Genomic DNA, 19,634 nt, shown 5'->3' on the forward strand with positions numbered 1-19,634 from the left:
TACTCCCCTTCAGGAAACCCCAACTTTATAGGGCAGGTGACACCGGCGCAAGATCGAAAAAGCCACGGGAAACTCCCGTGGCTTGAATTCGTGAAGCTTTAGTGCTGGCCCTCTGCAAACTCTTCTACCAGCTTGGCGTTAAAGGCTGGCAGGTCATCTGGAGTGCGGGAGGAGACCAAGCCCTGGTCGCAGTGAACTTCCTCATCTACCCAGGTGGCACCTGCATTGCGCAGGTCGGTCTGCAGGGACGGGAAGGACGTCAGGGCGCGGCCCTTGAGGGCTTCAGCATCAGCCAGGATCCAAGCACCGTGGCAGATAGCGCCGAGCGGCAGATCCTTGCTCATGTGGTTGCGCACGATTTCCACCGCGGCCTTATCCAAGCGGATGAGGTCGGCGTTATCGGTACCGCCAGGCAGAATAATGCCGTCGAAAGACTCGCCAGTGGAGTCGCCGGTAGCGGCGTCTACGGAAATCTCCGTGCCGTTTTTGCCGGTAATGGTGCCGGCCTTTGGAGCGAGGACACGCACGGTAGCGCCGGCGTTCTTCACGGCCTCTAGCGGGGAGGTCAGCTCAGAGTCTTCGAAGCCATCGGTAGCGATGATGGCAATGGTCTTATTATCTAGTTCAGCCATGTTGCAGCCTGCTTTGTTCGAGTACGCCGCCCACGGTAACGCGGAAGTTTCGTCTTCGCTACCTTCTCTTGCGCGCGAGTGGGCGGCGCCTTCTCCCTCTGACAAAGGGCCGGTTCCAAGCGGTGTGGAATTAGCCGCCGATCTTAAAGTCGCACACGTCGCCGTCCTGCATGATGTAGTCCTTACCCTCTTGGCGGACCTTGCCATGCGCACGAGCCTCAGCCATGGAGCCAGCGGCTACAAGGTCATCGAAGGAAACGATCTCGGCCTTAATGAACTTCTTTTCAAAGTCGGTATGGATGACTCCGGCTGCCTGCGGTGCGGCAGAGCCCTGCTTAATGGTCCACGCACGGGCCTCCTTCTCCCCGGCAGTGAGGTAGGTCTGCAGACCCAAGGTGGCAAAACCTGCCTTAGCCAGGGTGGCTAGGCCCGGCTCATCTTGGCCTACAGCCTCGAGCAACTCGCGGGCTTCGTCTTCTTCTAGCTCGAGCAGCTCGGTTTCGGTCTGCGCATCGAGGAATACGGCCTCAGCCGGGGCGACGAGCTGGCGGAGTTCTTCCTTCTTAGCGTCGTCGGTAAGCACTGCTTCATCCGAGTTAAAGACATAGAGGAAGGGCTTCGCGGTCATCAGGTGCAGATCGCGCACGAGGGAGAGGTCAATCTCGCCTTCCTTCGCTGCGGCGAAGAGGGTGCGATCATCTTCCAGGATCTCCTGGGCCTTCTTGGTTGCTTCCACCTCGGCGGCCAAGTCCTTATTCTTGCGCGCATCCTTTTCCAGGCGCGGCAGGGCCTTTTCGATGGTCTGGAGGTCCGCAAGAATGAGCTCGGTATTAATAACGGAGATATCGTTGCGCGGGTCCACCTTGCCATCGACGTGAATGACATTGTCATCAGAGAAGGCGCGCACTACCTGGCAAATGGCGTCTGCCTCGCGGATATTGGCTAGGAACGCGTTGCCCATACCTTCACCCTGCGAAGCGCCAGAGACGATGCCGGCGATGTCCACGAAGGACACGGTGGCAGGAAGGATGCGCTCAGAGTTAAACATCTCCGCCAGTTGGGTCAAGCGGGAATCCGGCAGCTCCACCAGGCCCACATTGGGCTCGATGGTGGCAAACGGGTAGTTCGCCGCCAGGATCTCGGAACGGGTCAGGGCATTAAACAAAGTGGACTTGCCCACATTGGGCAGGCCGACGATTCCTAGTGTAAGACTCACGGGGCCAATCCTAACGCACCCGCCTTCTTTTAAGGCAAGATGGTGGGGTGAATTCTGATAGCCAACCGCTGCCCGATGACCCCCAAGCGGGCTTGGGCGATAAGTTTGATGAAAGCTTTGACACCAGCAAGCTGGAGGATGTGTCCCCACATCCACCAGGTGATCAGGTAGACCGCTCCGTCATCGCCGGCGAGGTGGTTAAGGCCGCATCTCTATGGGCCGTTCGCCTGCTCATCATCTGCGTATTCCTCTACGCCCTCTACCGTTTGCTGGGCAACTTCTGGCAGGGCCTTTTGCCGGTTCTTTTGGCCCTGATTATCTGTACCGTTCTGGCACCGGTAGCGAAAAAGCTGCGCAATATTGGCCTTCCCGCCGCGTTGGCGGCCGCCGTAACCATTTTGGTTTCCTTCACGGCCGTCGGCGGCCTCATTGCATTTGTCACCCCAGACTTCATGCGCCAATCCCGGTCACTGTATTTGCAGACGGTCTCCGGCATCCAAAGCCTGCAGCTCTGGGCCCAGGGCCCACCGCTCAACCTTGATAGCGATGACATGAGTAGCTACATCGACGAGGCGGCGTCCTGGCTGCAGCAACGTGCCGGCGCCATCGCCGGATCGGTCTTTACCGGCATTGGCACCGCCACCTCCATCTTGGTCACGCTCTTCATCGTGTTGGTGCTGACCTTCTTCTTCCTGAAGGACGGCGCTAAGTTCCTTCCCTGGCTGCGCGATGCCACGGGCAAGCGCGCCGGCTGGCATCTGACGGAGCTGCTTACTCGCGCCTGGAATACGCTGGGCGGCTTCATTCGCGCGCAGGCAGTGGTTTCGCTTGTCGACGCCGTCTTTATCGGCGTCGGCCTCGCCCTTATCGGCGTTCCGCTGGCCATGGCGTTGGCGATCATCACCTTTATCGCGGGCTTCATCCCCTTCGTCGGCGCGATCGTGGCCGGCGCCCTCTCCGTCACCATCGCGTTGGTCTCCCTTGGCGTAACCAAGGCTCTTCTCGTTCTCGGCCTGGTGTTGCTGGTCCAGCAGTTGGAGGGCAATGTCCTCTCGCCCTGGCTGCAGTCCAAGGCCATGGACCTGCACCCGGTCATCGTCCTGGTTTCCGTGACGGTAGGCTCGGCTCTCTTTGGCCTGATAGGTGGCTTCCTCGCGGTTCCCGCGGCCGCTATGTTTGCGGTGGCCTACCGCTACGGCCAAGACATGATGAAGCTACAGTCAGGCGAAAAGACCGCCGCGGATCTGGACTTTTCTACCGTGGCTGGTTATCTCATCGGCCGCTACACCGAAGACCAAGGGCGTTATAAGCGCGAGGCATGGCTCAAGATGCCGGACTATGCAGCCCCAGAAGGCGCGTTTGCCGACGTCTCCGCGGACGGCGATTCCAATTCCCTCGACGCCGCCCTCAACGTGGAGTCCACCCCCAAGAAGCATGAAAAGGCCGGCATGCGCGCAAACCTGCGCCGCGCCCGCGACGCCTTCGAAGGCCTTTTGAACGGAGATTCGAAAAAATAGTGGGTCGTGTCGGCGGCGCGTGCCATGCTGGAAACCATGACTTCCACTTTGCCCGTGCTGCTACTTTTTATCGGCCTCATTCTCGGCGCGGTAATGGGCTGGTTAGCACATTCCTACTCCGCTACCCGCTCCGCGCCGAGCGCCGAGCACCGCGCGCTGCAAGACTCGCAGCGCCGCCAGGCCGAGCTCCAGCCGCTAGAAAAGGCCATGGACCGCTTGGGATTTCAGCTCCAAGAAATTGAGGAAGACCGCACCGCGCTGCTCGCCTCCCTCTCCAGCCAGGTGCAGGCGGTGACCCGCACCTCCTCCCGCTTGACCGAACGCACCGACAAACTTGTGACCGCTCTGCGCTCACCCAATGTGCGTGGCCGTTGGGGCGAGGTGCAATTGGAGCGCGTGGTTGAGCTCGGCGGTATGACCAAGCATGTGGACTTTGATTGCCAGGTCTCCGCCCCATTGGGCGGGCGCATCGTCCGCCCTGACATGCTCATCAATTTGGCCGGTGGCCGCCACATCATCGTCGATGCCAAGGTTCCTTTTACCTCGTACCTTGACGCCCTAGAAACCGATGACCCGGAAGAACACGCCGGCTTCCTCCGCCGCCACGCGCATTTAATGCGCGGCCATGTCCAAGCACTATCGCAGAAGGACTATATTGAGGCGTTTCAACCAACGCCCGAGTTCGTCATCCTCTTCGTTCCCGCTGACCCTTTCCTTGATGCCGCGCTATCGGTGGATCCGGAACTTATCGAGTACGCCTTTGAACGCAATGTAGTCATCGCCACCCCCAGCTCGCTTTTTGCCCTCCTGCGCACGGTGGCCATGGGGTGGCACCAGGAAGACATTTCCGCCAAGGCTAAGGAGGTCCAGCGCTTGGGGCGCGAACTGTATACGCGCCTAAATACACTTTCTGATCACTACGGCAAAGTGGGCCATAACCTGGAAAAGGCAGTCGAGGCCTATAACGCCACGCTTTCCTCGCTTGATTCCCGCGTGGGCGTCACCGCCCGCAAACTGCATGAGATGGATATCCCGGGCCGCACGGACCGCACCCCGCGGGAGCCATTGCCTATTGATACCTGGCCGCGCGGGAATTCAGCACTATAAATCCGCCGCTTTCGTGCGTGGAAATAGCCATGGGCCGGCGGCAACCGGTAGGATCTTCCGACGTGTCACAAGCCAAGCAAAGAAAGTCCTCCGCCGCCCAAAGCTCCGGTCTCCCCAGCATCTCGCTGGGCAAGGGCCTTGGGCTGCTCGCGGCACTCTTGCTCACGGGCGCGTTGATTTCCATCCTGATGGGTTCCATCGGGTGGGCTTACCTCGCGTTCCTTGTCATCGGCTCGCTGCTGGTGGCGCTCATCGTAGAAGAACGCGGCCTCTTCCTCACCGTGGCTTCTATCCCCATTGTGTATGCCATAACGGTGGGCGTGGCCGGTTTCTTTATCACCAAGGCCAACTTGCCAGACGGCGCATCGGCGTTTTCCAAGACGGCGATCGTCACCGCGGCGTTCCCCCTTGTCCAGAGGTTCCTGTGGCTCCTCATTGCCTTCGTGGGTGCGGCAATCATCGCCTGGCTGCGCTGGGCACGCTATCGCAAGACGGCCAAGCGCACCGCCGCAATGGAAACCGCTTCCCGCCGTGCCGACGCCGAACAAGACCGACGCAACCGCGAGGAACGCCTATCGGTTGCAGACTTGATGGCGCGCGATAAGCCGGCAAAGCAACCTAAGAAATCGCAAGCCGCACCGCAGCGCGCCCGCGCCTCGCACACGTTAAAGAAGTCACGCCCCGCGCCCAAGGATCGCCTGCGTGGGCGCGACCGTGAAGAGCGCCGCCGAATGCAACAAGAGGAACGCGACAATCCGCTGCGCCCGGATCCAGCCCGGCGCGCTGGCGATTCCGTCCCGGCGTCTCAGCAGGAGAAGGAACAGCCTAAGCAAGGCTGGGACGATAACCTCTACGACGAGGATTAAAGCAAAAAGAAAGGCCCGTTTCCGGGCCTTTCTTTCGTTTTCACCGCCGTATAGGCGAACGCTACTTAGGTGCGTGCTGGGCGCAGGTCGCGCGGCAAGGCGAAGGTAATCGTCTCGGTAGAGGTAGTTACCTGCTCTACGTCGCTATAACCGCGCTCGTCCAGGAACTCCAGTACTTCGCGTACCAGCAACTCAGGTACCGAAGCACCACAGGTTACGCCGACGGTCTGGACGCCTTCCAGCCAGGCTTCGTCGATTTCCTTGGCAAAATCCACGAGGTGGGAAGCCTTGGCGCCTGCCTCCAGCGCCACCTCAACCAAGCGCACCGAGTTGGAGGAGTTCTTAGAGCCCACCACAATCATCAGGTCGCACTGTGGCGCAATGGCCTTGACGGATTCTTGGCGGTTTTGGGTGGCGTAGCAAATATCGTCTGAAGGCGGGTTCTCTAGGTGCGGGAAGCGCTCGCGCAGCTTATTGACGATGGTGATGGTCTCATCCACCGATAGCGTGGTCTGGGACAGCCAGATAAGCTTCTCATCCTGCAGGGACTCTGGCAGCTTGGCGACGCCCTCGACGCCATCTACGAGGTGGGTGACCTCGGGTGCTTCGCCGGCGGTGCCTTCTACTTCTTCGTGGCCTTCGTGGCCAACCAAGAGGATGTGATAGCCATCGCGCTGGAAGCGCTGGGCTTCCTTGTGCACCTTGGTTACCAATGGGCAGGTGGCGTCCAAAGTAAGCTGCTTGCGCTGCGTTGCTTCTGCGCGCACGGCTGGGGAAATACCGTGGGCGGAGAAGACTAGGTGGGCGCCTTCTGGTGCCTCAGAGGCCTCGTCGACGAAGATGACGCCGCGTTCTGCCAGAGATTCTACGACGTAACGGTTGTGCACGATTTGTTTGCGTACATAAATGGGCGCGCCGTACTTTTCCAGCGCCTTTTCTACGGTCTCGACCGCGCGGTCCACGCCCGCGCAGTATCCGCGCGGGGCCGCGAGGAGAACATTTTTACCATCAGTCATGGCTCCCAGAGTATCGAAACACTACGCAAAACAATAGTGGGGCCTAACGTCACCTTTCTGGCTACCCCGAGCGGGGCAATAGACCGCACTGGCCCCTAAACTAGACGGAAGAACACGGCAGACTGAAGAAAGGGAGGCTGTGTGAATCAACCAGCAAATACTCCGGATACTCCCTGGCCCGTTGGCAAGGTCAATGACCAAGTCAAGGGCTGGATCGAGCGCCTGGGTTACCTGTGGGTAGAGGGTCAGTTGACCCAAATTAACTTCAAGCCCACCTGGAAGCTGTCCTACCTCACTCTGCGTGACGTACAGCAGGAAAAGTCCGTGCAATTGACTTGCCCATCATCGATGTTGCAGTCATTGTCAGCACCGCTGAAAGATGGCGACCGCGTCATTGTCCACGGTAAGCCCGCCTTTTACGCTGGACGCGGATCCTTTTCACTGTGGACCACCGAAATTCGTCATGTGGGCATTGGCGATCTGCTTGCTCGCATTGAAAAGCTGCGCCAACAGCTAGCTGCTGAAGGCCTTTTCGATCCCGCACGCAAGCGTCCTCTCCCCTACCTGCCGCACAAAATTGGGCTGATTACCGGCCGTGGTTCTGCTGCAGAGCGGGATGTGATGGCGGTAGCCCATGACCGCTGGCCGGCGGTGCAGTTCCGCGTCCTCAATACCGCGGTTCAGGGTGCGAATACCGTACCTGAGGTTATTGATGCGCTCCAGCAGCTTGATGCGGATCCTGAGGTGGACGTCATCATCATCGCCCGTGGCGGCGGCTCCGTGGAAGATCTGCTGCCCTTCTCGGAAGAAGCACTACAACGCGCAGTGGCAGCGGCCGGCACCCCGGTAGTCTCTGCCATTGGCCACGAGCCGGACAGCCCAGTGCTCGATAATGTCGCTGACCTGCGCGCCGCCACGCCTACCGACGCCGCCAAGCGCGTCGTGCCCTCTGTGTCCGAGGAGCGCGCCATCGTCGCAGAGGCTCGCTCCCGCATGGCGGCCGCGCTGCGCGGCTGGGTGGAAAGGGAACGTCGCGGCCTCGACAATATCCGTTCCCGGCCTGTCATGGCGGACCCGATGACCCCTATCCGCGCGCGCCACGAGGAGGTGGAGCGCACCCGCGCCACCATGCGGCGAGAAATTGAAGTCATGGTGGAGCGAGAAACCCGCCACGTGGAATCGCTGCGCGCCCGCGTTTCGGCCTTGGGTCCGTCGGCGACTCTCGCCCGCGGATACTCCATTGTCCAGGTAGTGCCCAAGGACGGTTCCGGGCCCGAGGTCGTCACCTCTTATAAGCAATCCCCGCCTGGCGCTCAACTGCGCATTCGCGTGGGCGATGGATCTATTACCGCAGTTTCTATGGCCTCCCAGGCCGCCGATTAATCACCAACCGAGGAGAAAATCATGTCCGATGACACCATTGGTACCGGCCAGCCAGGCCAGGATGCTTTTACCCCAGTAGAAGAATTGAGCTATGAGCAAGCCCGCGATGAGCTCATTGAAACCGTTAAGATTCTCGAGCTTGGGCAGATGGGCTTGGATGAGTCGCTGAAGTACTGGGAGCGCGGCGAAGCCCTTGCCCGTGCGTGCGAGGCGCACCTCGACGGCGCGGCGAAGCGTGTGGAAGACGCGCTCGATAAGGCCGAGGACGCAGACGCTGAAGGAGACGAGTAGTGCAGATCTATGGTTATCCAGGCGAGCGCGTGGATTTTGTGTCGAAATCCGCGGCCGCCGGTTCCATCATGGCGGGAGATTCCCGAGATTTCGTAGAAGAATTCTTCGGTCCTGCACACACCCGCGACGATAATGAGGTGAGCTACTTCTCCCGATCCGTGGTGCTGCGCTTTACGGACGACAAAGTACGCGAAATCGCCGTTTATCCGCAGCGCTCGCAACGTGAGCGCGTCGATGTCTTTGTAGGAAAGACACGCCTCAGCGGCCTGGATGCGGAGGCTTTGGCGGAGGTTATTGCCCAGGCCGGCGACGGTCTTAGCGCCACCGCCGCGGAAGAAGGCTTGGGCGAGGTTATTTTTCGGCTATAGGTGCGGCGTCGATAAACGCAGCGGTAGCAGCCTCAAAGTCACTGTCGTCCGCGGCGCCGGAAATGATGAGGCGGGCATCGCCCAAATCCGTAACCCACAGGCGGCGCACGGAATCATCGTCGCTTTCTAGCACCCGCACTTGGTGCCCCTTGACCTCGCGGGCGGATTCGATGCCGCGGTAGTTGGCATCGTACGCCTCGCCTGCCTTATCGGCCGCGACCTGCGTTTGCGTAGATTCCACAAACCCTTGGTCAGCGGTCACCCAACTGACCACGGTGGCGTTCTCGCCGCCCATATCTACGCGGCGGGCAGCATTGGCCTCCCAGCCCTCCGGCATTTCGGGATTGCGAATTGCACCGACCCCTGCGCGGGCTTGGGTGTCTAGGAAGGTTTGTTCATCCACTTCCTGCACCGCTCCCTGCTGAGTTTCGGAGTTAATTGAGCACAGGCCGGTCGCTCCCACGGCGAGCAGCATCATAATCACCACGACGGCGAGGGACAGGGAAATGTCCTTCGCACCTTCAAAAATCTTTGGTCTTTCTTCTGCAGCCACGCGCCTTAGTATCGCACGGCCTGCTTTCAAAAAGCCACACGGCCCCTTTTGCCCCGAAAGATCTGTCAATCCCCCACAAATGGGGCGCAAAATCGAACCCATTAGAGCAAAAAAGTGCGAGAATGGAAAGGTAGAGCATCAAGGGGAACACCCCTCGATGAGAAAACTATGGAAGGCAACCACTACACATGTCCGAAAATACGTCTTATCTTCCTGACCGCAACCTGGCAATGGAACTGGTTCGTGTCACCGAGGCAGCAGCACTCGCTTCCGGCCGTTGGGTAGGCCGCGGCCAGAAGAATGAGGGCGATGGCGCGGCGGTCGACGCCATGCGCAAGCTCATCAATTCCGTAGCGATGAACGGCGTCGTTGTCATTGGTGAGGGCGAAAAGGATGAGGCCCCCATGCTCTTTAACGGCGAAGAGGTCGGCACCGGCGAGGGTGCCGCCATGGATATCGCCGTAGACCCGGTCGACGGTACCCGTTTGATGGCGGAAGGCCGCCCCAACGCTATTTCCGTCATTGCGGCTGCCGAACGCGGAACCATGTATGACCCTTCCGCAGTCTTCTACATGGAAAAGATCGCCGTTGGCCCCGAGGCAGTTGGCGCTATCGACATCAACGAGTCTGTGGAGTGGAATATCCAGTCCGTGGCAAAGGCGAAGAATATTCGCCCCTCCGATCTGACCGTGGTGGTCCTTGACCGTCCTCGTCACGAACAGCTCATCTCTGAAATTCGCTCCGCAGGCGCGAAGGTCCGCCTCATCATGGATGGTGACGTGGCCGGCGCCATCGCCACCTGCCAGGATTCGAACTCCATCGACATGATGATGGGCATCGGCGGCACCCCAGAGGGCATCATCACCGCCTGCGCGATGCGCTGCATGGGCGGCGAGATCCAGGGCAAGCTGTGGCCGAAGGATGAAGAGGAAGCAGAAAAGGCCCGCGCCGCCGGCCATGATTTGGACCGCGTCCTCAAGACCAATGATCTAGTCTCCTCTGAGAACTGCTACTTCGCCGCCACCGGCGTGACCAATGGTGACATGCTGCGCGGCGTTTCCTACCGCAATTCCGGTGCTACGACCCGCTCGTTGGTCATGCGCTCCAAGTCCGGCACCATCCGCTACATCGACTCCATCCACAAGCTGTCCAAGCTGCAGGAGTATTCCGTCGTGGACTACGAGACGCCAACCAAGAAGTAGGGCTCACCCCCGAAGGCGGCCCTTCTTTTGGTTCTCCGCCATACTGGAAAGCACACACTACCCAATTAACTGAGGTGATCTTCACATGACTGAATACCGCATTGAACATGACACCATGGGCGAAGTTAAGGTTCCTGCAGATGCCCTGTGGCGTGCACAGACCCAGCGCGCAGTGGACAACTTCCCTATCTCCGGCCGTGGCCTGGAAAATGCACAGATTCGCGCCCTTGGCCTCCTCAAGGCAGCCTGCGCCCAGGTAAATAAGGATTCCGGCAAGCTGGACGCGGACAAGGCCGATGCCATCATTGCTGCCGCCACCGAGATTGCCGAGGGCAAGCATAACGATGCCTTCCCCATCGACGTATTCCAGACCGGTTCCGGCACCTCCTCCAATATGAACACCAACGAGGTTATCGCCTCCTTGGCACATAACAATGGCGTGGAAATTCACCCGAATGACCACGTGAACATGGGCCAGTCCTCTAATGACACCTTCCCCACCGCTACGCACGTAGCCGCTACGGAAGCTGCCGTTAATGACCTCATCCCGGGCCTGAAGGTCCTCCATGAATCCTTGACCAAGAAGGCCAAGGAATTCGCCGATGTGGTCAAGGCCGGCCGCACCCACCTGATGGATGCCACCCCGGTTACCCTGGGCCAGGAATTCGGCGGCTACGCCCGCCAGATCGAGCTGGGCATTGAACGCATTGAGGCCACCCTGCCGCGTCTGGGTGAGCTGGCCATCGGCGGCACCGCCACCGGTACCGGCCTGAATACCTCCGCTGACTTCGGCGCCAAGGTGACCGAGGAGCTTAAGAAGCTCACCGGCGTGAAGGAACTGAAGGAAGCAGAAAATCACTTCGAGGCACAGGCTGCCCGCGATGGCTTGGTGGAATTCTCCGGCGCCATGCGCTCGATTGCTGTATCCCTCAATAAGATTGCCAATGACCTGCGCATGATGGGCTCCGGCCCGCTGACCGGCCTGGCCAAGATTCACCTGAAGGACCTGCAGCCGGGTTCCTCCATCATGCCGGGCAAGGTCAATCCGGTTATCCCAGAGGCCGTCACCATGGTGGCGGGCCAGGTGGTAGGCAACGACGCAGCCGTAGCCTTTGGCGGCGCCCAGGGCCACTTCGAGCTCAACGTCTTCATCCCGATGATGGCGCGTAACGTACTCGAGTCCGCTCGCCTGCTGGCTAATGCTTCCCGCGTCTTCGCCGATAAGTGCATCGATCACATCGAGGCCAACGAGGAGCGCATGAAGCACTTTGCGGAGTCTTCCACCTCCATCGTGACCCCGCTTAACTCTGCTATTGGCTACGAGAACGCAGCTAAGGCAGCAAAGCACGCCCTGCACGAGAAGATCACCGTCCGCCAGGCCGTTATTGACCTAGGCTTTGTCGACGGCGAAAACCTCACCGAAGAGGAGCTGGATAAGCGCCTCAACGTGCTGAGCATGACTAACCGCGACCGCGATAACTTCTAAGTAATCGCCGCACCGCCACCCCGCCCGGGCAGGACTCGGGCGGGGTTTCGCATGCCTGGGGTAAGGGGGCGTCGGCAAGCGCTATGGCATAGCACACATTAGTGGAAACGCACCTCTAAAATCACCACTTTTGCACTTGGTGCAAGTTTGCACCGAGTGTAAAGTTGCATGGCGTGCAAGAAGAATTATCACTACGCGAGCAGAAGCGCCTCGAGACGCGCCTGCGCATTGAGGATGCCGCCACAAGGCTGGTGGATGAACAATCCTTTAGCGCGGTCACGATTGAGAGGATCTGCGAAGTAGCCGGTATTTCTCGGCGCACCTTCTTCAATTACTTCGATTCTAAGGAATCCGCCGTACTAGGTGCTCCAAGCACCGAGTTTACGGAGGAGATGCGGGAGTTCTTCCTCACGGAGCCAACAACCAGCATGGTAGGACTCGTCCTCCAGTTGGTCAGGCGACATATGGAAGGCCACCACATCAACCCGACCATCCGGGACCGCCGCAAGCGCATCTCTAATGATCCTGATGCGGCCGCGGCGGCAATTAGCCGGAAGCGGGCAAAATCCGTTGAGCTTATCGACCTCATTGAAGAACGCCTCACCACAGAACCGGAGCTTCGCGTCCTCGATAACTGCTCCGCAAGTACCGAGGCGATGCTCATCGCTGGCCTCGTCCGCGAGGCACTGTGGCTCGCGATGGCATCCCCCGATGCGGATTGCAGCAAGGACCTCCACGCGCGACTCGATACTTCCCTCACGCTAATAACAGATTTTATGAAAGGAATGCGATGGTAGATACGGCCACTAAGGCCCCCACGCAGGGCCAATCCCGAGCCGATAACCTCGGGCTTATCTTCTCGGCTTTGATGCTCACCATGCTGATGAGCTCTTTGGGCCAAATGATCTTCTCTTCTGCTCTTCCAACCATCGTTGGTGAGCTTGGCGGCGTCGACCACATGAGCTGGGTCATCTCCGCCTTCCTTGTCACCATGACCATCGCCATGCCTATTTCCGGCAAGCTGGGTGACATGCTAGGCCGCAAGTGGCTCTATATCGGCGGTATCGCCACCTTCGTCGTGGGCTCTACCCTCGGCGGCTTTGCAAACTCCATGACACTGCTGATCATCGCCCGCGCTGTGCAGGGCTTTGGCGCAGGTTTTATGATGATTTCCTCCCAGTCCATCATCGCCGAGGTCACCTCCTCCCGTGAGCGCGGCAAGTTCATGGGCATCATGGGCGGCGTCTTCGGCCTGTCCTCGGTTCTCGGCCCCGTCCTCGGCGGCTGGTTCACCGACGGCCCAGGCTGGCGCTGGGGCATGTGGATGAACATCCCGCTGGGTATCCTCGCCATTATCGTGTGCACCCTCGTGCTGCACCTGCGCGTAGGTGATGCCGATATGAAGCGCTTTGACTGGCTAGGTGCCACCTTCATCGCCATCACCACCGCCTCCCTTATCCTCATGACCACCTGGGGCGGCACCGAGTACGAGTGGGGCTCTTCCATGATCCTCACCTTGGGTGCCATCACCATTATCGGCGCCATCATCACCGTCTTTGTGGAGCTGCGCGCTAAAGAACCGCTCATCCCGGTTCGCCTATTCAAGAACCGCAACATGGCCCTGACTACCCTCTCCGGCGTGGTACTTGGCCTGGCAATGTTCGGTGTTCTGGGCTACATGCCTACCTACCTGCAGATGGTGCACACCCTGACCCCAACCAAGGCGGGTCTCATGATGATCCCGATGATGGTTGGCCTTATCGGCACCTCCACTGGCGTGGGCTTTATCATCGCCCGCACCGGCCACTACAAGGTCTACCCCATCATCGGCCTGGCGATTACCGCCGGCGCCCTGTTCTGGATGTCCCACCTCTCCGTAGAGACTTCCCTGAAGCAGCTGGGCTGCGAGTTCCTCGTCTTCGGCATCGGCCTGGGCATGGTTATCCAGGTCCTCGTGCTCATCGTCCAGAACTCCTTCCCGCTGTCCCAGGTGGGTACGGCTACCGCGGCGAATAACTTCTTCCGCCAGATCGGCTCCGCACTGGGTGCTTCCCTGGTTGGCTCCATGTTCATCCACAATATGAAGGATGAGATGGCCACCCGCTTGCCAGAGGCTTTCCAGAAGATGGGACCGGAGGGCGCCGCCTACGCGGAGAAGTTCGGCGACGCCAATGGCGGTGCCAATAGCCTCACCCCGGATTTGGTTGCGTCCTTCCCCAAGCCCATCGAGGAAGCAATCCTCAACTCCTACAATGACGGACTGACCCCGGTCATCGCCCTCATGGTTCCGCTGGTTATCGTCGCCCTCATCCTCCTCCTGCCACTGCGCGAGGAGCGACTGAAGGAAACGATTGACTAATATCACCTTCACCTGCAGAAATACAGGCCACTAGCCGGGAGCTGCATGCCCTGCGCGATGCACTCCCGCTTGCCGACGCCCCCATTGAATCCGCCCTCGGCTATGCCCCCGGCGGCCTCCAAGCGGCGTTACAAATCCAGGCCGGTCCCATCGAAGTGTGGCGCAAGCCCGCGCGCACGGTGGGCCGATATGCCCCGCCCTAGGCGGGGCATTTTTATTGCCGCTCCCCTGGTTGGCGGATTCTAGGGGTCGTTGCAACGATGATGGTTAGTTTGGTTTGATGCTACCGGTTTGTGTGAGGGCGTTGGTCATGACTTCGGCTGGGGTGCGCCAGTTGAGTGCTTTGCGTGGTTTGTGGTTGTGAATGTTGGCGATCATTTCTAGGTCCTCGGCGCTGTAGATGGACAGGTCGCTGTTTTTGGGAAGGTTTCTTTTAAGCCTGCCGTTGGTGTTTTCGTTGCTGCCGCGTTCCCATGGTGATCCTGGGTGACAGAAGTAGATGGGAATGTCAGTGGCCATGGTAAAGGCTTTATGACCAGCCATTTCGCTTCCTTGGTCCCAGGTAATTGATGACCAGATAGCTTTATCGATTCCTGCAACTGCCTTGTGCAGGGCTGTGAATACTTCTTTGCTGGTATGCCTTCCCGGTAGGTGGCCAAGGACAACAAATCGGCTAACGCGTTCTACTAGCGTGATTACCGCTGATTGGTTGTTTTTACCGAGGATGAGGTCGCCTTCCCAGTGGCCTGGCAAAATACGTTCACTTACCTCATCTGGTCGGTCGTCTATGAGGATCATGTCGTCGACGAAGCGTTGCTGGGCAGGTGTGCTGGAGCGGGTTTGGCGTTTCTTGCGTTTCTTTCTACCGGTCGGCAAGTCCAGGCCAAGGTCTTTGAGTCTTCCTTTGGCCTGCAGGTAAAAGGCGTCATAAATCGTTTCGTGACTAATGCGCATGTCCTTATCAGTGGGGTAGTCGATGGGCAGGCGATTAGAAATCTCCTCAGGTGACCATTGTGCCCGCAATTGTGCGCATACATAGTCCCATAGTCTTTTGTTGGCTAGTAGTTTCGGTATTTTCGGCCGTAATCTGCGCGCACAGGCCTTTAACTGGGCTGTTTCTGCACGATACGGGCCTTGAGCACTGTGGTTTCTGCGTACTTCACGCTGAATTGACGATGCACTTCGCCCTAAACGGCGCCCAATCTCACGCAGCGGCACATCTTCGCGGAGAAGATCGGCGATAATGACGCGTTCTTCGAAGCAAATGTAGCGATTGCTGATGCGTTTATACGGATCCACCCCGCTAGGTAAGGCGGGAGGGGCAAGCCTTCCGGATTCGATGACATCATGGCGTTGGCGGGTCAAGTCCTGGGTAGTGGTGTATCTGTTTTTCGAATCTGGAGTTAGTTTCATGGCGGTGGTTTAGGGGCCATCTCGGGGATAAGGGGTGAGGGTATTCACGCGGCGATCTCCTGGTTGTTGTCGCGGTCCTCGTCGATGACCCCAGCGGCGATGATCTCTTTGGTCTGTGCCAGGCTGGTCAGTGACATATAACGCTTCTGTTGGATCCAGTCATCGTGCTGTTCGGCCAAAACCGCCCCAACAAGGCGCACAACAGCGTCTCGGTTTGGGAAGATTCCTACGACATCGGTACGCCGGCGGATCTCCCTATTGAGCCGTTCAGTGGGGTTATTCGACCAGATTTTGGTCCACACCGCTCTCGGCGCAGCGGTAAACGCCAACAGCTCGTCGAGACACTCCTCGAGGTAGGTGGCAACGTGAGGAAATTTCTGCTGGCAGAATTCAATAACCTCACGAGCTTGGGCCCACACACTAGCGGCATCGGGTTGCTGAAAGATTGTGTGAAACATCGCTGACAGAGTCGGCCATTGGGTTTTGGGAACCTGGGCCGAGAGGTTCTTCGCGAAGTGCGTTCGACACCGCTGCCAACTAGCCTGCGGCAGGCAGTCACCCACGGCTGCTTGAATACCAAGATGGGCATCACTAGTAACGAGGAATACCCCGGTCAGGCCACGGGCGATGAGGTCCCGAAAGAACCCGGTCCACGACGCGGTAGATTCCGCGGTGGCAACCTGCATGCCCAAAAGCTCTCGGTAGCCGTCAGCGTTGACACCTGTGGCCAGCAACACGCTGGTCTTTACGACACGTCCTCCTTCCCGCACCTTCATTGTCAGCGCGTCGCAGGAGACAAAGTGGTAGGGGCCTTGGTCAAGCCGGCGGGTGCGGAAGTCATCGACCATGTCATCGAGTTCTTTGGCCATCTGGCTGACCTGAGACTTCGACAAGTTGTTGATCCCAAGGGTGGCCACCAAGTCGTTCATCCTGCGAGTGGAGACTCCTTTCAGGTAACAGGTGGCGATGACTGTGGTCAGGGCACGCTCGGTGCGGCTGCGGCGCTCTAGCAGCCAGTCAGGGAAAAATGCGCCGGTGCGTAGCTTCGGGATTGCCACATCAATGCTGCCGACTCGGGTATCAAGTTGGCGATGACGGTAGCCATTACGTGTGTTGGTGCGCTCGGCTGACACGGTGGCGTAATCAGCCCCGCAGACGGTGTCTGCTTGGGCGGAAAGAATCTGGTTGATGAAGTCAGTGAGCATTTGGCGCATCAAATCTGGGGACGCTTGAGTCAGTAGCTCTTCGAGATACGCGGTCGGATCGATATGATGAGGGTCAGCGGCCATCGCAGGGTACTTCCTTTCGAGGATAGGTAAGAGTTGATTCGAAAGGTACCCGCGATGGTCGCCTTCATGCACACCGGCACAAGACTTACCGCGGGCTACAGATACACCACGTTAGGGGACGCAACCCGTTGGCGCAGCGCTTTCATAAGTCTGTTATACGTGCTGGCGTCTTCGCCGACGGGTATGAACTCTTCTCGTCGACCCTGGGATTTGGTGAGTCCTTTTTCGAAATCTAAACACAGTCGACGATCAATTCCTACTGCCGCGCCAGCATCACCACCAGGCAGGCTCGCCAGCCGAAGGCGCAAGTATTCCACTCTTAACTGCGTCTGGCGGACTTTCCGAGCATACTGACTCAACCGGATATGGCACCCAGCTTCCGTAGCTACGGCATACGCAGCGGTAAGATGCATCCCACATCTTTTAGCAGCTTGGCGTACCGACAGTCCGCTTCGGACTAGCTCCACAAGCTGGAAAGCCTGGCTGCCGCGGCGATCAACTCGTTCGGCTTTATACACGACTGGCAATCCAAAGGCATGGCAAAAATTCAAAGCATGCCCGTAATGACAACCAAGCTCACCAGCCGCCGAACGGACACTACGCCCACTGCCAACCAAGGCAACTAAGCCACGACGATCCGATTCAGACAACGAATGAAACGGGCCAACAACCCCAGACACAACAACACCCTCCTAAGGGAAAGTGTTGCAACGACCCTCTGAACTCAAGGTTCTAAGGCCTAAACAAAAAGCCCCTGCCATCGTTACCACGAGTGTGGTACGAGCAGGGGCTAGTATGCGCCGGGGAAGCTACCGCTTCTTTTCCTCCGGCTTGGGCAAAAGCAGCTCATATACGTCGGTGTCGCGCCACTGGCCCGCAAGCTCGCCGTAGGTCATCTTCGCCATATGCGAGTAGGTGCCCACCTTCACGAAGCCGCGGGACTTGTGCAGTCCCGCAGAACCTGCATTTTCAGGGAAAATCCACGAATGGATGGCCCACTTGTGCAGGTCCTTGCACACCTCAATCAGACGATCCAGAAGTGCGCCGCCAATGCCGCGTCCTTGTGCCTCGGCACCTAGGTAGATGGAGTCCTCCACTACTCCATGGAAGACGGTGCGGGTAGATACAGGGGCCGCAGAAACCCACCCCAAGACCTTAGAGTCATCATCTGCTTCAACGGCAACATGCACCGAAGGTATAATCTTGCCTGCTTTGAATTCTTCGAAGGTCAGGGAGCGGGTCTCATAGGTGGCGTGCCCAGTATTGAGACCCTGTTCATAGATCTCTCGCATCTGCGGGTAGTCCGCCGCGGTGAAGGGACGGATGCGGAAATCTTTCTTCTTATCGTCCGAAGACGTCTGCTTGGCGTTCTCGCTCATATACAACATTATTACTGGGACATGCCCAGCTTCGCCACGCTGTACACATAAAGATCGCCCAACGCGAACGAACTTGGCCTAGTTGCCGCCTTCCAACAGGTCAGTGACGAGCTCCGCAATGGCAGAGCGCTCCGAACGCTGCAGCGTAATATGCGCAAAAAGCTCATGTCCCTTGAGCTTTTCAATCACTGCCTGCACTCCGTCGTGCCGGCCCACGCGAAGGTTATCGCGCTGCGCCACATCGTGAGTAAGAACTACTCGCGAGCCCTTCCCCAACCGGGAAAGCACGGTAAGTAGGACGTTTCGCTCCAAGGACTGCGCCTCATCCACGATGACAAAAGCATCATGCAGCGAGCGACCGCGAATATGCGTCAGGGGCAAGACCTCGATGAGGCCGCGCTCGTGCACCTCTTCCATGACGTTGTCAGACACCAAACCCTCCAAAGTGTCATAGACCGCCTGCGCCCACGGGTTCATCTTGTCCGATTCCGTGCCCGGTAGGTATCCCAGCGACTGCCCGCCAACCGCATACATCGGGCGAAAGACCACAATGCGCCGGTGCTCGCCGCGCTCAAGCACCGCCTCCAAACCGGCGCACAGCGCAAGTGCCGACTTGCCGGTGCCGGCGCGGCCACCGATGGAGACAATTCCTACGTTTGGGTCCATCAGCAGGTCCAAAGCGATGCGCTGCTCCGCGGAGCGTCCCTGAAGGCCAAAGGCATTGATATCACCACGTACGAGCTCGACCACGCCATCAGCACTCATGCGACCCAGCGCGGATTGCGCACCCGCAGCCAAGGTCAAGCCGCAGTGCACCGGCAGGTCCTCCACGGCGGTACCCTTTTCCGTTTCGACGCCGTCTAGCATGACTTCCCCATCACGATAGAGGGCATCGATGACATCCGAGCTGGTTTGCACCGTCGCCATTCCGGTATAGCCGGTCAAGACTACGTCCTGGGCGTGATACTCATCCGCCTGCACGCCTACCGCACCGGCCTTCACGCGCAGCGGCACGTCCTTCGTGACCAACACGGTGTCCTTCCCCTCGTGCGCAAGGTTAAGCGCGCACGCCAAGATGCGGTGGTCACCTTCTGGTCCGCGGAACGCGGTAGGCAGCAAGGATTGGTCTTGATGGTTCAATTCCACGCGCAGGGTGCCGCCATCGACGTTGACGGGAACCGGCTGGTCTAAGGCCTCATAGGTAGCGCGCAGCTCCTCCAAAAAGCGAAGAGCTTGGCGGGCGAACCAGCCAAGCTCCGGGTGATGACGTTTTCCTTCCAGTTCAGAAATAACTACAACGGGAAGGACCACGTCGTGTTCCGCAAATTTGCGCAGGGCCCAAGGGTCAGAAAGCAAGACCGAGGTATCCACTACATAGGTCTTGGTAGCGACGGTGTTATCAGTAGCGGCAAGCGGAGTAGAAAGTACAGAGGGACGAGACATGATGGCAGGGTTCTCCCTTAGTGTGCGGTAGATCAGACTTCTTCCGAATCACCCCGGATCCACGGGGTTGCCACCCAAAGTAGGCACCGAAGGTTGAAATTACATGGGTGCAAG

The 19,634-nt window shown here is 58.8% G+C and carries 18 protein-coding genes; 10 read left to right on the forward strand and 8 right to left on the reverse strand.

What is annotated here, in order from left to right; all coding sequences use genetic code 11:
* Positions 1 to 98: 98 nt before the first annotated feature.
* Together ACKFRY_RS10025 and ychF are read right to left on the reverse strand one after the other, a co-directional pair.
* Complete coding sequence (locus ACKFRY_RS10025; protein ID WP_250409684.1) at positions 99 to 632, reverse strand: type 1 glutamine amidotransferase domain-containing protein; 534 nt, start codon at positions 630 to 632, stop codon at positions 99 to 101.
* Between the two features lie 130 nt (positions 633 to 762).
* Positions 763 to 1,848: a redox-regulated ATPase YchF gene (ychF, locus tag ACKFRY_RS10030; protein ID WP_005323582.1), complete on the reverse strand. Its 1,086-nt coding sequence runs from the start codon at positions 1,846 to 1,848 to the stop codon at positions 763 to 765.
* A 47-nt stretch (positions 1,849 to 1,895) separates the two neighbouring features.
* Between ychF and ACKFRY_RS10035 the strand changes: the two genes are divergently transcribed.
* From ACKFRY_RS10035 to ACKFRY_RS10045, 3 genes are all read left to right on the forward strand, one after another.
* Positions 1,896 to 3,365 carry an AI-2E family transporter gene (locus tag ACKFRY_RS10035; protein WP_408922792.1) on the forward strand — a complete coding sequence of 490 codons (1,470 nt, stop codon included), beginning with the start codon at positions 1,896 to 1,898 and terminating at the stop codon, positions 3,363 to 3,365.
* 36 nt (positions 3,366 to 3,401) lie between these two features.
* Positions 3,402 to 4,472: a DNA recombination protein RmuC gene (locus ACKFRY_RS10040; protein ID WP_034668173.1), complete on the forward strand. Its 1,071-nt coding sequence runs from the start codon at positions 3,402 to 3,404 to the stop codon at positions 4,470 to 4,472.
* A 62-nt stretch (positions 4,473 to 4,534) separates the two neighbouring features.
* Positions 4,535 to 5,338, forward strand: a complete 804-nt coding sequence (locus tag ACKFRY_RS10045) for a DUF6542 domain-containing protein (RefSeq protein WP_005327448.1) — start codon at positions 4,535 to 4,537, stop codon at positions 5,336 to 5,338.
* 65 nt (positions 5,339 to 5,403) lie between these two features.
* Here the strand turns inward: ACKFRY_RS10045 and ACKFRY_RS10050 are convergent, their stop codons facing one another.
* Positions 5,404 to 6,354 (reverse strand): 4-hydroxy-3-methylbut-2-enyl diphosphate reductase, encoded by a 951-nt coding sequence (locus ACKFRY_RS10050; protein WP_005327447.1) that lies wholly within the window; start codon positions 6,352 to 6,354, stop codon positions 5,404 to 5,406.
* Between the two features lie 141 nt (positions 6,355 to 6,495).
* On the opposite strand from ACKFRY_RS10050, the gene xseA reads away from it, so the two are divergent.
* Genes xseA through ACKFRY_RS10065 form a run of 3 tightly spaced genes read left to right on the forward strand, consistent with a single transcriptional unit; the run spans position 6,496 to position 8,396 of the window.
* A complete protein-coding gene (gene xseA, locus ACKFRY_RS10055; protein WP_250409686.1) occupies positions 6,496 to 7,737 on the forward strand; it encodes an exodeoxyribonuclease VII large subunit in 1,242 nt (413 codons plus the stop codon).
* 21 nt (positions 7,738 to 7,758) lie between these two features.
* Complete coding sequence (locus ACKFRY_RS10060) at positions 7,759 to 8,028, forward strand: exodeoxyribonuclease VII small subunit (RefSeq protein WP_005327444.1); 270 nt, start codon at positions 7,759 to 7,761, stop codon at positions 8,026 to 8,028.
* Positions 8,028 to 8,396: a hypothetical protein gene (locus ACKFRY_RS10065; RefSeq protein WP_250413502.1), complete on the forward strand. Its 369-nt coding sequence runs from the start codon at positions 8,028 to 8,030 to the stop codon at positions 8,394 to 8,396. The genes ACKFRY_RS10060 and ACKFRY_RS10065 overlap by 1 nt, the downstream gene beginning before the upstream one ends.
* Here ACKFRY_RS10065 and ACKFRY_RS10070 read toward each other — a convergent pair.
* Complete coding sequence (locus ACKFRY_RS10070) at positions 8,380 to 8,949, reverse strand: DUF4245 domain-containing protein (RefSeq protein ID WP_200435108.1); 570 nt, start codon at positions 8,947 to 8,949, stop codon at positions 8,380 to 8,382. The genes ACKFRY_RS10065 and ACKFRY_RS10070 overlap by 17 nt on opposite strands.
* Positions 8,950 to 9,137: 188 nt before the next feature.
* On the opposite strand from ACKFRY_RS10070, the gene glpX reads away from it, so the two are divergent.
* The 4 genes from glpX to ACKFRY_RS10090 all read left to right on the forward strand — a co-directional run bounded on the left by glpX (position 9,138) and on the right by ACKFRY_RS10090 (position 13,996).
* The gene (glpX, locus tag ACKFRY_RS10075; protein WP_408921314.1) at positions 9,138 to 10,151 is read left to right on the forward strand and encodes a class II fructose-bisphosphatase; all 1,014 of its coding nucleotides are present in this window, start codon (positions 9,138 to 9,140) and stop codon (positions 10,149 to 10,151) included.
* Between the two features lie 85 nt (positions 10,152 to 10,236).
* Positions 10,237 to 11,637, forward strand: a complete 1,401-nt coding sequence (locus ACKFRY_RS10080; RefSeq protein ID WP_408922793.1) for a class II fumarate hydratase — start codon at positions 10,237 to 10,239, stop codon at positions 11,635 to 11,637.
* A gap of 173 nt (positions 11,638 to 11,810) precedes the next feature.
* The gene (locus tag ACKFRY_RS10085; protein ID WP_408922794.1) at positions 11,811 to 12,434 is read left to right on the forward strand and encodes a TetR/AcrR family transcriptional regulator; all 624 of its coding nucleotides are present in this window, start codon (positions 11,811 to 11,813) and stop codon (positions 12,432 to 12,434) included.
* Entirely contained in the window at positions 12,428 to 13,996 is a 1,569-nt protein-coding gene (locus ACKFRY_RS10090) for an MDR family MFS transporter (RefSeq protein ID WP_150850903.1), read from the forward strand. Before ACKFRY_RS10085 ends, ACKFRY_RS10090 begins: the two co-directional genes overlap by 7 nt.
* 267 nt (positions 13,997 to 14,263) lie before the next feature.
* Here ACKFRY_RS10090 and ACKFRY_RS10095 read toward each other — a convergent pair whose 3' ends face one another.
* The 4 genes from ACKFRY_RS10095 to ACKFRY_RS10110 all read right to left on the reverse strand — a co-directional run bounded on the left by ACKFRY_RS10095 (position 14,264) and on the right by ACKFRY_RS10110 (position 19,520).
* Complete coding sequence (locus tag ACKFRY_RS10095) at positions 14,264 to 15,409, reverse strand: IS30 family transposase (protein WP_408922795.1); 1,146 nt, start codon at positions 15,407 to 15,409, stop codon at positions 14,264 to 14,266.
* Between the two features lie 44 nt (positions 15,410 to 15,453).
* Complete coding sequence (locus ACKFRY_RS10100; protein ID WP_049377104.1) at positions 15,454 to 16,698, reverse strand: IS256 family transposase; 1,245 nt, start codon at positions 16,696 to 16,698, stop codon at positions 15,454 to 15,456.
* Between the two features lie 809 nt (positions 16,699 to 17,507).
* A complete protein-coding gene (locus ACKFRY_RS10105) occupies positions 17,508 to 18,077 on the reverse strand; it encodes a GNAT family N-acetyltransferase (RefSeq protein ID WP_234447497.1) in 570 nt (189 codons plus the stop codon).
* Positions 18,078 to 18,155: 78 nt separating this feature from the next.
* On the reverse strand, positions 18,156 to 19,520 hold the full coding sequence (locus ACKFRY_RS10110) for a PhoH family protein (protein ID WP_200436323.1): 1,365 nt from the start codon (positions 19,518 to 19,520) through the stop codon (positions 18,156 to 18,158).
* Positions 19,521 to 19,634 lie beyond the last annotated feature (114 nt).

This window comes from Corynebacterium tuberculostearicum (assembly GCF_046097255.1).
In the GTDB taxonomy this organism is placed as follows: domain Bacteria; phylum Actinomycetota; class Actinomycetes; order Mycobacteriales; family Mycobacteriaceae; genus Corynebacterium; species Corynebacterium tuberculostearicum_J.